Origin of the sequence: Paractinoplanes abujensis (assembly GCF_014204895.1) — a bacterium.
Lineage (GTDB): Bacteria > Actinomycetota > Actinomycetes > Mycobacteriales > Micromonosporaceae > Actinoplanes > Actinoplanes abujensis.
Window position 1 is genome coordinate 6,493,295 of sequence record NZ_JACHMF010000001.1, and the last position, 10,724, is coordinate 6,504,018.

Below are 10,724 nucleotides of genomic sequence, written 5' to 3' on the forward strand. Positions count from 1 at the left end.
CCCAGATGGTCCAGTACGCGTTCGAGCGACAACAACCTTCGCAAGAACGGACCAAACGGTCGTACGGGTTGACCGGAACAGGCGAAACGGCCGGGACAGTCGTCCGACTGGTCCGGCCGTTCACGGGCTGCGGCAGGGGCCGCGCTCACTGGAAGCGCGAGGTCGCCTGCTTCTCGGTGTTGACGTAGTCGTCGGCCGACTGGTCGACGGCGCCCTTGATGTTCTGCAGGATGCTGGTCAGGTCGTTGGCCGCGGTCCGCCACGCCTCCTGACGCGCGTAGTAGGCCTGCTGCGCCTCGCCGTCCCACGAGTCGACCAGTCGCTTCGAGTCACGCTCGAGGTCGCCGAGCTGCTGCTGCAGCGCGCTGACAGCCTTCGCGATGTGGCCACCCGCTCCACGGAGGGCCTCGAAGTTGACGAGCAGAACTCCGTCGTTTGCCATGTCTTTTGTCTCCCCCGGGTCAGAGCGGCAGCGAGAAGTTGCCGCCGGAGCCGGACACGCGGCTGGCAGCGTCGGTGTCGGTCGAGCTGTAGCCGGTGCCGGACACGCGGATCGACTCCGCGGTGTCGGCCAGGGCCGCGTTGAGCTTCTTCAGGTCGGCCTCATATTGCACCTTTACCTGCTCGAAAGCCGCCGCGCCCATGCCCTTCCACGCGCCGTTCAGCTGCGACAGCTCGGTCATCAGCCGGGACAGCATCTGCTGCAGTCCCTGGTTGACGTTGTCGAAGTTGGTGGCAGCAGCTGCCATCTCCTCCGGTGTTACCTGCGTTGATCCGGCCACCCGGAAGTCACCCCGCTTTCTCGTTCGGTTCGCCGACCGTGTCGCGATCCGTCGTGAACGGACGGTGATCATTCACCTGCGACATATCGACGCTGGCCACCAGGCTAACCCCTGACCACAAGCAACGGGGGGCGGGCCGTGAGCGGCCGACTACTCTGTTTTGATGTCGCCGACCGTAGCGAAACTCGTCAAGCCGCGACAGTCCCGAATCGGGACCTGTGGATAACTCTCGGTTGTCCACAGGGTGCCCCGCCGATGGCCGGAAGCCCATACGATAGGCGCCGCACGAGCACAAATGCGGGGAAGGGCGGTGGAACGTGACGGTCGGCGTGACCGGCGATCGAGACTACCGCGAGCTGTCCGGCCCCGCGAAGCCATTGCCCAGGGTCAACCGGCAGCCGCTCCGACGTGGACGGTTCTTCGGCATCCGGACCGGCCAGCTCGTGGCCACCCAGGTCGCCGCGGTGGCCGTGGCGCTGGGTGCGGTCAACGGCCCGATCGGCCTCGTCGCCGGCTCCGTTCTGGCCCTTGTCGTCCTGGCTCTGACGTGGCTGCGGCTCAACCGGCGGTGGGCGTTCGAGTGGCTCGGCATCGCCCTGCGCTTCGGCGGCCGCCGCCACTCCGCCCCGGTCGACACCGACCCGGCGGCGCTGCTGCGTTTCCTCGCCCCCGGCGCCCGGGTCGAGCAGACCGAACTGGCCGGCGATCCGGCCGCGGTCGTCGTCGACGGTCACGGCCTCACTGCCGTTCTCGAGCTGGGCGACCCGGCAGGCCTGCTGACCGAGGAGTCGCCCGACCTGCCGTCGCCCGCCACGCTGCTGCCCTCGGCCGAGGCCGAGCTGCCCCCGGTGCTGATCCAGCTGCTGCTGACCGGCGCGCCGGCACCGTCGTTGCGGGCCGGCGCGGGCACCCCGGCCAACTCCTACCGCCAGCTCACCGAGGGCCGCCTGCTCGGGCACAGCCGGGCGCTGCTCGCCGTGCGGGTGCTGCGGGCCGAGGGCTGGTCGGAGGACGAGCTGCGGCGCTCGCTCTCCGGCCTGGTGCGCAAGCTGGTGCGGCGGCTGTCCGCGGTGCCCGCGCGCCCGCTCGGCGAGGCGGCCGCGCTGCGCGTCATCGCCGAGCTGGCCCATGACGACGGAGCCGGGTCGGCGCAGGAGACGTGGCCCGCCCTGCGGGTCGGTGGCCTGGCGCAGACCACGTTCCGGTTGCGGCGCTGGCCCGACCCGAGCGTCGAGACGTCCCGGCGGCTGGTCTCCCGTCTGCTCACGCTGCCCGCGGCCGCGACGACCGTGTCGCTGACGGCCGGCCCGCAGGCGGCGCACGGTCCCACTCCCCTCGACATGACGATCCGGCTGGCCGCGCCCGAGCCGGCCGCGCTCGGCGTCGCTACCCAGGCACTGCGCAAGCTGCTCTCCGGCGAGCAGGCCGGCGCGCAACGACTCGACGGCGAACACCTGCAGGGACTGTTCGCCACGCTGCCGCTGGGCGGCCGGCCCAGCGCGGTGCCCGGCCTCCCGGCCGACGGCGTGCAGCCGGCCGAGCTGCTCGACGGCCTGCACCTGCCGGTCGGCACGTCGGGCCTGATGCTCGGGCGTAACCGCCACGGCAGCCCGGTCGTGATCCGGCTGTTCCGCCCCGAGCAGACCAGGGCGCTGCTGGTCGGCGGCGTTCGGGCGGCCCAGCTGGTGGCCCTGCGGGCGATGGCCGTGGGCGCCCGCGTGGTCGTGCAGACGGCCCGGCCGAGGGCGTGGGAACCGTTCGTCCGCGGGGCGGCCGTTCCCGGCGAGTCGATCGCCGTGGTGCCGCCGGGCCGCCCGATCGAGATCGCGCCCGGCTCGGCCCTGCACCCGCTGCTGATCGTGGTCGACATCGGCCCGGTCGGCGCCGACAACCGTCCGGGCGAGGGCTGGCAGGCCACGCTCGTGGTGCGCGACGAGTTCTCGGCCGCCGACGTCGACGTGGCTTCCCGGGCGGACCTGCTGATCCTCCAGCCGTTGCGTCCCGAGGAGGCCACGCTCATCGGTGGGGCCCTGGGCCTGGGCGAAGTGGCTCAGTGGATGACGCGAATCCGGCCCGACATGGTGGGCGTGGTCAACCGGCGGGCGGTTCGCTGGGCGGCCCTGGCCCACACCCCCATCGAGACCCAGCTGGTGGGTCCGCCGGGCCGCTGACCGGCCAGCGGCCGTAGTCGATATGACCTGTTGAGTGCAACGACAGGGACCAACTCGGGGAGTGTCGCGGCCGCGAGTGGCATGATCGTGGCACCATTCCGGGCCATGGGCCTCATCATTCGGCTTCTGATCACAGCGTTCTCGTTGTGGCTGGCCACCGTCTTGATCGACGGCATTGAACTGACCACCGACAAGGTGTCGGAACAGATCATCACGCTGCTGATCGTGGCGGTCATCTTCGGCGTGATCAACGCGGTGCTGCGTCCGATCATCAAGGTCGTGGGCTGCGGCTTCTACGTGCTCACGCTCGGCTTGATCGCTCTGGTCGTCAACGGCGCGCTGTTCATGCTGACCAGCTGGATCGCCGGCCAGTTCGATCTGCCGTTCCACGTCGACGAGTTCTGGCCCAGCGCCGTGCTGGGCGCCCTGCTCGTGGGTGTCGTGAGCTGGCTGCTCAACATGCTCGTCCCCGACGGCGACGACTGATGTTCCGCGAGGCCGGAATCCGCTGGCGGACAGGCGACCCTGCCGCTTGACTCGGTCTCGTGCTGCACGAACTTCACGACGACGGATACGAGCTGAGCTCCGCACGGGAGCGCATCGACGTCTCCACCGTGCATCGGTGGCTGTCCACCGACGCGTACTGGGCCATGGGCCGTCCCCTCGAGCAGATGCGGGCGGCCCTTGACGGCTCCGAGGCGTACGGGATCTATGACCGCGACGGCGCTCAGGTGGCGGTGGCCCGGGTCGTCACCGACGGGGCGGTCTTCGCCTACCTGTGCGACGTCTACGTCGATCCGGCCCACCGGGGTCGTGGCCTCGGCGGTTGGCTGGTACGGCACCTGCGCGACCACTACGCCGCCCGCGGGCTCAACCGCTTCCTGCTGATCACCCGGGACGCGCACGCCGTGTACGCGCCGCACGGCTTCACCGAGGTCGAGCCGGGCCGCTGGATGGAGTGCGACCTGCGGGCCCAGCGGTGAGGTCGGCCATACGCAAGGAGCGAAACGCGCCCGGAACCTTACGGTGAGGGCATGAGCGACGAGCGGCGCGGATATCTCTACGGCCTCGCGGCGTACGGGTTGTGGGGATTTTTTCCGATTTACTTCAAGCACCTGCAGCCGGCGTCACCGCTGGAGATTCTGGCCCACCGGATCGTCTGGTCGGTGGTCTTCGTCAGTCTGCTGCTCGCGGCCATGCGGAACTGGGCTTTCCTCAAGCGTTTGATCCGCTCGCCCAAGCTGCTCGGCGGCCTCGCCCTCGCGGCCCTGCTGATCGGCGTCAACTGGGGTTCTTACATCTACGGCGTCAACTCGGAACGGGTCGTCGAGACGGCACTCGGGTACTTCATCACGCCGCTGGTCATCATGCTGCTCGGCGTGACCGTGCTGCGGGAACGGATGAGCGCCCTGCAGTGGGTCGCGGTCGGCATGGGTGCCCTCGCGGTGGCCGTGCTGACCATCGACTACGGCCACCTGCCGTACATCGCCCTGCTCCTGGCGGGCAGCTTCGGCACGTACAGCCTGGTCAAGAAACGGATGTCACTGCCCCCGGCCGAGGGGCTGTTCGTCGAGTCGTCGGTGCTGGCGCTCCCGGCCCTGGCCTACATCACCTGGCTCACCGCTGCCGGCGACGCCGAGTTCGGGCACGTCTCGGCCACGCACACCGTGCTCATGGTCTTCTCGGGTCTGGCCACCGCGTTGCCGCTGCTGCTGTTCGCGGCGGCGGCCAACAGTGTGCCCATGGTGGGCATCGGGATCCTGCAGTACGTGGCGCCGATCCTGCAGCTCGCCGTGGGTCTGCTGATCTACCACGAGCCGATGCCCCCGGCGCGGCTGGCCGGTTTCGCCCTCGTATGGGTCGCGCTGATCATCTTCACGGTCGACGCGTTGCGCCGCCGTCCCCGTCGCAAGGAGACGGCGGCCGACCCGACGGCCGCCACCGCCGAGTCGGCCACCACCCTGCCACCCCGCTGACCTGGAATCAGAAGGTCAGGGGACGTCGTAGGCGAGCAGCACCTTTCCGTCGTGCTGCACCAGTTCGAGCCGGGAGAGGCTGTCGCCGCCGAACTGGGTCACGCTGTTCATCTCGAACTGCGCGCCCGGCGTCGCCTTCCAGGAGCCGATCTGATCGTCCTGCCCGCCGGGGCCGTAGGCGATCATGCGGAAAGTGGCCGGCTTCTTGGCCTCGGCACTGTACGAGCAGACCAGCTCGACCCTGGTGCCACCGGGCGTGCTGGTCAGGCGCACCGAGGCGGACACCGGCGACGACCGCTGCATCGCGGTCATCGCGACGGCGGGACCGGCCGGTGGGGCCGCCGGAGCCGCGTTGTCCCGGGTCCAGGCGAACACGCCGACGCCGATCAGCGCCACGAGCACGGCCGCGGCGGCGGTGCTCAGAACCCGTACGCGGAAAGCTTTGCCCTTCTTGCGGCGCTTGGCGTCGGGCGCCAACGTCTGCCACTCGCTGGTCGCCCAGTCGCGGAAGGCGGCCCCGGGGTGACCGTCGCCGCTGGTCAGTGACGGGTCGAGGAGCTTCGCGAACTCCTTCGCGTCGAGCCGGGACAGCAGGTCGGGCAGGGCCGAGATGTCAGCCACGGCCTCGCGACAGAACGAGCACGTGGCGAGATGCCCCTCGTACGCCGCTCGTTCCGCCGGCGACAGGGCACCCAGCACATACGCCCCGTCTTCGTGCTCGTGCTCGCAGTGCACCCGTCACCACCCTCCGCCGATGTCCCCCTTGCAACCTGTCTTACGGGAGGAATGCGCCGGAGGTTCAACGGAGTCTTAGGTCCGCAAGTCAGGCCGTCGCGGACTCGCCCGCGGAGAGCGCCTCGGCGACGTTGCGGGCGGCCGCGGTCAGCTTCGCCCGCACGACGCGCGCGGAGGTGAGCATCTCGGCGGCCGGCAGGGCACAGGCCAGCACCAGCCTGCGCTCGATGTCGCGATCGGCGATGACCAGCACCGACGCGCAGGCCAGGCCCTGCCGGAACTGGCCCATCTCGAGCTGCATGCCCCGTCGCTCACCGGCGGCGAGGTCGGCCTCGAGCGCCTCGGCGGTGGTGAGCGTGGCCGGGGTGAACGCCCGCATGCCGTAGTCGCGCAGATAGCGCGCCCGCTGATCGGGAGTGAGCGTCGCGAGCAGGGCCTTGCCCAGCGCGGTCGCGTGGCCGCCCTCGTCGAAGCCGGGTGACATGTCGTCGATGAACGGCGAGCGGGCGCCCTCAGCCGATGCGGTCACGGCGATCCGGCCGCCGACGAACCGGCCCAAGTAGTGGCTGTAACCGCTGTCGAGCGCCGCGCGCCGCAGCGCCTCCCCCACCGCGGGCGGCCCCCGGAAGGCGGAGACCAGCTCCCGGTACCTGTCCGCGATCTCCAGACCCACGATGTACGTGCCGTCCTCACGCCGGATCACGTAACCCTCGTAGGCCAGGGTGCGCACAAGGTGGTACGTCGTCGCGACGGTCAACTCGCACCGTCGCGCTATCTGCTTCACGGTGAGTCCGCGGGGTGCCCGGCCGACCGACTCGAGCACGCGCAGGGCGCGTGACACGCTCCGAATCAGGTCGGACGGCTCCGCCAGGGGGTCGCGCACAGCTACCTCCGACGCCAGGGACTTACACCATATGAATAATCTTCCGCCGAGGGAATGCCAAAACCATGTGGATCACGATCGATTTGCACGAGGCGTGTGGTCATTAGCACTCTGAGCGCACGGATGCATTCTGTCGGCCTAGTCTGCGAGTAATGGCGAAGCTCAGGATCTTTCCTCAGCCGAGCACGCCGACCAGCGCGTACCGGGCGTCCACGTTCGCACTGACGACGACTATCGCGGTCAGCATCCCGATCTTTCTCGTCGGCGGGCTCGCCGTGCAGATCGGCGACGAGCTCGCCTTCAGCCCGGCCGGGCTCGGACTCGCGGTGTCGGCGTACTTCGGCGCGAGCGCGCTCGCCTCCATCCCGGCCGGCCGGCTCGTCGAACGCTACGGACCCACGCCGATCTCCCGGGCCGGGATCGTCCTCGCCGCAACCTCGTTGCTGGGTGTAGCGGCCTTCGCAGATACATTGTGGAGTCTCATCGCGATCCTGGCGCTCGGCGCCGGGGCCAACGCGATGGGTCAACTGGCCAGCAACACAACCCTGTCCCGGCACGTGCCGCCACACCGGCAGGGTCTCTCGTTCGGCATCAAACAGGCCGCCATCCCCGTCGCCACCCTGCTGTCCGGGGCCGCGGTGCCGGCGATCGCGTTGACCTTGGGCTGGCGGTGGGCGTTCGTCTTCATGGCCGCGCTGGCCGCGTCGGCCCTCCTGCTCGTTCCGGCCGAGGCCGCCACCGCCCGGCACTCGGCGACCAAGCCGGCCAAACGGGCCACGGGGGCGCTGATCGTCGTCGGCGTCGCGGCCACCCTCGCCGCCGCCTCGGCCAACGCGCTGGGCACCTTTCTCGTCGACTCGGCGGTAGCTCGCGGTATTTCTCCGGGTCCGGCCGGTCTGTCCCTCACCCTCGGTAGTGCCGTCTGCGTGGTCGCGCGCCTCCTTGGCGGCTGGCTGGCCGACCGCCGCCCCGACCGGACCATCGCGGTCATCGCCGGCCTGCTGCTGACCGGGGCGGCCGGCCTGGCCCTGCTGGCCGTGCCGGGGAGCGTGCCGCTGGTCGCGGGCGTGGTGCTCGGCTTCGGTTTCGGCTGGTCGTGGCCCGGCTTGATGAACTTCGCGGTGGTCCGGCTGCATCCCCGGGCCCCGGCCGCGGCCACGTCGATCACGCAGACCGGGGTGTACGCCGGGGGCTGCGTCGGGCCGCTCGCCCTGGGCAGCCTGGCCACGACCACGAACTACCCGACGATGTGGTTCGCCGCGGCCGGCGCCATGCTCGCCTCGGCCGGCGCGATGCTTCTGGGCAGCCACCTGCTGCGCCGCCACAGCCCAGCCTCATGAGCCGGCCTGACCACACGCCACCCGCCCCGAACCAGGACCGCTCGGCGCCGGAGCTGGTGAGGACGCGAGCCGCACGGCCTGCGCTCGGACCGCTCGACGACAGGGCCGGCGAGGACCCGGGCCGCGCGACACCCTGAGGCCGAACTCGCCGGACCCATGTGGCATCGTGAAAGCGTGGTGAGCACCGGTGATATGACGCTGTCGTCGCTCGGCCTCGACATCGATCCCGCGGTCGATGCGTCGGTGTCGGCGACGCTGACCGCCGTCGAAGAGGCGCTGCGGGCCAACGTAGCCAGCGCCGACCCGCTGGTGGCCGAGGCCGCGCGGCATCTGGCCGATGCGGGTGGCAAGCGGTTCCGGCCGATGCTGGTGGCGTTGGGCGCGCAGTTCGGCGACCCGTCCGCACCCGAGATCATCGCCGCGGCCAACGTGGTGGAGCTCACCCACCTGGCCACGCTCTATCACGACGACGTCATGGACGAGGCTCCCAAGCGGCGTGGCGCCCCGAGCGCGAACGCCCGCTGGGGCAACTCGGTGGCCATCCTCGTCGGCGACTACCTGTTCGCCCAGGCGGCCGATCTGGCGGCCTCGCTCGGCCCCGAGGCTGTGCACCTGCAGGCGCGCACGTTCGCGCGGCTCGTGCACGGTCAGATCGCCGAGACGGTGGGCCCCCGCGGCAGCGACCCGATCGAGCACTACCTGCACGTGATCACCGAGAAGACGGCGTCGCTGATCGCCACGTCGGCCCGGTTCGGCGGCCTGTTCTCGGGCGCCCCGGCCGAGTTCGTCGAGGCCCTCGCGAGCTACGGCGAGACGATCGGTATAGCGTTCCAGCTCTCCGACGACCTGCTCGACATCGCCTCCGAGTCGGTGCAGTCGGGCAAGACCCCCGGCACCGATCTGCGGGAGGGCGTGCCGACCCTGCCGGTGCTCTACGCGCTGGCCGGTGACGACACCGACGCGTCGGCCGGGCGGCTGCGTGAGCTGCTGGCCGGCGGCCCGATCACCGACGACGAGCGGCACGCGGAGGCGCTCACGCTGCTACGCGAGTCGGCCGCCATGAAGAAGGCCCGCGAGACCGTGCGTTCCTATGCGGAGGAGGCCCGCGCGGCCCTGGCTCCGCTGCCCGCGGGCGACCCCAAGCGGGCTCTCGAAGGCCTCTGCGACTTCATTGCCGACCGCACGAGCTGAACCGACCGCCCGAGCTGAACCGACCGCACGAGCTGAGCTCAGCGCACCAGCTGAGCCGGCGCACGAAAAAGCCCCCGGACTCCGCGGAGCCGGGGGTCTTTCCTTGCCAGGTCAGCGGACGAACTGCGCCGCGTCCCGCGTCAGGTCGATCAGCGGGGCGGGCACCACACCCAGGGCGAACGTGGCGGCCACCCCGATGACCAGGGCGGCCGACGTGAGGAAACCCGGGATCGAGACCGTCGGCGTCGACTCACCGGGCTCGGAGAGCCACAGCATGACGACGACCCGCAGGTAAGGGAACGCCAGCAGCATGCTGGTGACCACGCCGAAGATGACCAGCCACGTCTGGCCGCCTTCCACGGCCGCCCCGAAGACCGCGAACTTGCTGGTGAAACCGCTGGTCAGCGGAATACCGGCGAAGGCCAGCAGGATGAACGTGAAGGTCGCGGCGAACAGCGGGCTCTTGCGGCCCAGGCCGGCCCAGCGGGCGAGGTGGGTGGCCTCGCCGTCGGCGTCCCGCACCAGGGTCACCATGCCGAAGGCGGCGAGGACCGAGAAGCCGTACGCCACCAGGTAGAACATCGTGCCGCTGAGGCCCTCCTCGTTGAGCGCGAGAACGCCCACCAGCAGGTAACCCGCGTTGGCGACCGACGAGTAGGCCAGCAGGCGCTTCATGTCGGTCTGGGTGACCGCGAGGACCGCGCCGACCAGCATCGTGAGCACCGCGATGGCGCCCAGCACGGGCTGGAAGTCCCAGCGCACACCGTCGAAGGCCACGTACAGGATGCGCAGCAGCGCGCCGAACGCCGCGACCTTGGTGACGGCGGCCATCAGCGCGGTGACCGGGGTCGGGGCGCCCTGGTAGACGTCCGGCGTCCACACGTGGAACGGGGCCAGGGCCGCCTTGAAGAGCAGGCCGATCGCGATCATGGCCAGGCCCGCGTAGAGCAGGATCTGGCTGCGCTGCGGGTTGACCACGGCGTCGTGCACCTGGCCGAGCGAGATGCCGCCCGCGAAGCCGTAGACGAGCGCCACGCCGAACAGGAAGAACGCCGAGGCGTACGAGCCCAGCAGGAAGTACTTGAGCGCGGCTTCCTGGCTGAGCAGACGACGCCGGCGGGCCAGCGCGCACAGCAGGTACAGCGGCAGCGAGAAGACCTCGAGCGCGATGAACATCGTGAGCAGGTCGTTGGCGGCGACGAAGAGCATCATGCCGCCCAGCGCGAACAGCGTGAGCGGGTAGACCTCGGTCATGCCGGGCTGGTCGCCGGCCTGCTTGAGGTCCTTCTGCGAGCCCACCGTGATCGCGGCCTGCGAGACGAACGGGCCGCCCCGCTCGACCGAGCGCTCACCGATCAGCATCAGCGAGACCAGGCCGAGCACCAGGATCGCGCCCTGCAGGAAGACCGTGGGGCCGTCGATGGCGACCGCGCCGCCGATCGTGATCTTGCGGGTGCTGTGCTGCACGACCACGGCCACGAACGCCGCCACGATCGCGACCAACCCGAGGCCCAGCTGGATCGGGTGGCGGGTCCGGCGGGGCGTGAACACCTCGATCAGGATGCCGACGCAGGCCGCCCCGAAGAGGATCAGCATCGGCAACAGCGCGCCGTAGTCGATGCCGGGTAGTTTCAGGTCCTCCATGG

General features: G+C 70.5%; 11 protein-coding genes. 6 read left to right on the forward strand and 5 right to left on the reverse strand.

What is annotated here, in order from left to right; all coding sequences use genetic code 11:
• Positions 1-145: 145 nt before the first annotated feature.
• The gene (locus tag BKA14_RS29685) at positions 146-442 is read right to left on the reverse strand and encodes a WXG100 family type VII secretion target (RefSeq protein ID WP_184954106.1); all 297 of its coding nucleotides are present in this window, start codon (positions 440-442) and stop codon (positions 146-148) included.
• Positions 443-461: 19 nt separating this feature from the next.
• Positions 462-854, reverse strand: coding sequence for a WXG100 family type VII secretion target (locus tag BKA14_RS29690; RefSeq protein WP_184954107.1), 393 nt, complete (start codon positions 852-854; stop codon positions 462-464).
• Positions 855-1,111: 257 nt separating this feature from the next.
• On the opposite strand from BKA14_RS29690, the gene eccE reads away from it, so the two are divergent.
• The 4 genes from eccE (at position 1,112) to rarD (ending at position 4,929) form a co-directional block, all read left to right on the forward strand.
• Positions 1,112-2,953 carry a type VII secretion protein EccE gene (gene eccE / locus BKA14_RS29695; protein WP_239093404.1) on the forward strand — a complete coding sequence of 614 codons (1,842 nt, stop codon included), beginning with the start codon at positions 1,112-1,114 and terminating at the stop codon, positions 2,951-2,953.
• A gap of 105 nt (positions 2,954-3,058) precedes the next feature.
• The gene (locus tag BKA14_RS29700; protein WP_184954109.1) at positions 3,059-3,439 is read left to right on the forward strand and encodes a phage holin family protein; all 381 of its coding nucleotides are present in this window, start codon (positions 3,059-3,061) and stop codon (positions 3,437-3,439) included.
• A gap of 59 nt (positions 3,440-3,498) precedes the next feature.
• Complete coding sequence (locus BKA14_RS29705; protein WP_239093406.1) at positions 3,499-3,936, forward strand: GNAT family N-acetyltransferase; 438 nt, start codon at positions 3,499-3,501, stop codon at positions 3,934-3,936.
• Positions 3,937-3,987: 51 nt separating this feature from the next.
• On the forward strand, positions 3,988-4,929 hold the full coding sequence (gene rarD, locus BKA14_RS29710; RefSeq protein ID WP_184954110.1) for an EamA family transporter RarD: 942 nt from the start codon (positions 3,988-3,990) through the stop codon (positions 4,927-4,929).
• 15 nt (positions 4,930-4,944) lie between these two features.
• Here rarD and BKA14_RS29715 read toward each other — a convergent pair whose 3' ends face one another.
• Entirely contained in the window at positions 4,945-5,664 is a 720-nt protein-coding gene (locus tag BKA14_RS29715) for an anti-sigma factor family protein (RefSeq protein ID WP_184954111.1), read from the reverse strand.
• Between the two features lie 88 nt (positions 5,665-5,752).
• Positions 5,753-6,547: an IclR family transcriptional regulator gene (locus BKA14_RS29720; RefSeq protein ID WP_184954112.1), complete on the reverse strand. Its 795-nt coding sequence runs from the start codon at positions 6,545-6,547 to the stop codon at positions 5,753-5,755.
• Positions 6,548-6,699: 152 nt separating this feature from the next.
• Between BKA14_RS29720 and BKA14_RS29725 the strand changes: the two genes are divergently transcribed.
• Both BKA14_RS29725 and BKA14_RS29730 read left to right on the forward strand, forming a co-directional pair.
• Positions 6,700-7,887, forward strand: a complete 1,188-nt coding sequence (locus BKA14_RS29725) for an MFS transporter (protein WP_184954113.1) — start codon at positions 6,700-6,702, stop codon at positions 7,885-7,887.
• A 156-nt stretch (positions 7,888-8,043) separates the two neighbouring features.
• A complete protein-coding gene (locus BKA14_RS29730; protein ID WP_275412400.1) occupies positions 8,044-9,078 on the forward strand; it encodes a polyprenyl synthetase family protein in 1,035 nt (344 codons plus the stop codon).
• 111 nt (positions 9,079-9,189) lie between these two features.
• Here BKA14_RS29730 and nuoN read toward each other — a convergent pair whose 3' ends face one another.
• Positions 9,190-10,722 carry an NADH-quinone oxidoreductase subunit NuoN gene (nuoN, locus tag BKA14_RS29735; RefSeq protein ID WP_184954114.1) on the reverse strand — a complete coding sequence of 511 codons (1,533 nt, stop codon included), beginning with the start codon at positions 10,720-10,722 and terminating at the stop codon, positions 9,190-9,192.
• Positions 10,723-10,724 lie beyond the last annotated feature (2 nt).

What these genes read in the sequence shown, in the direction of transcription:
- rarD (WP_184954110.1), top strand. Translation starts at nt 3,988, where the DNA reads ATGAGCGACGAGCGGCGCGGATATCTCTACGGCCTCGCGGCGTACGGG.
- nuoN (WP_184954114.1), bottom strand. Translation starts at nt 10,722, where the DNA reads ATGGAGGACCTGAAACTACCCGGCATCGACTACGGCGCGCTGTTGCCG.
- BKA14_RS29700 (WP_184954109.1), top strand. Translation starts at nt 3,059, where the DNA reads ATGGGCCTCATCATTCGGCTTCTGATCACAGCGTTCTCGTTGTGGCTG.
- BKA14_RS29730 (WP_275412400.1), top strand. Translation starts at nt 8,044, where the DNA reads ATGTGGCATCGTGAAAGCGTGGTGAGCACCGGTGATATGACGCTGTCG.
- BKA14_RS29725 (WP_184954113.1), top strand. Translation starts at nt 6,700, where the DNA reads ATGGCGAAGCTCAGGATCTTTCCTCAGCCGAGCACGCCGACCAGCGCG.
- BKA14_RS29690 (WP_184954107.1), bottom strand. Translation starts at nt 854, where the DNA reads ATGATCACCGTCCGTTCACGACGGATCGCGACACGGTCGGCGAACCGA.
- BKA14_RS29685 (WP_184954106.1), bottom strand. Translation starts at nt 442, where the DNA reads ATGGCAAACGACGGAGTTCTGCTCGTCAACTTCGAGGCCCTCCGTGGA.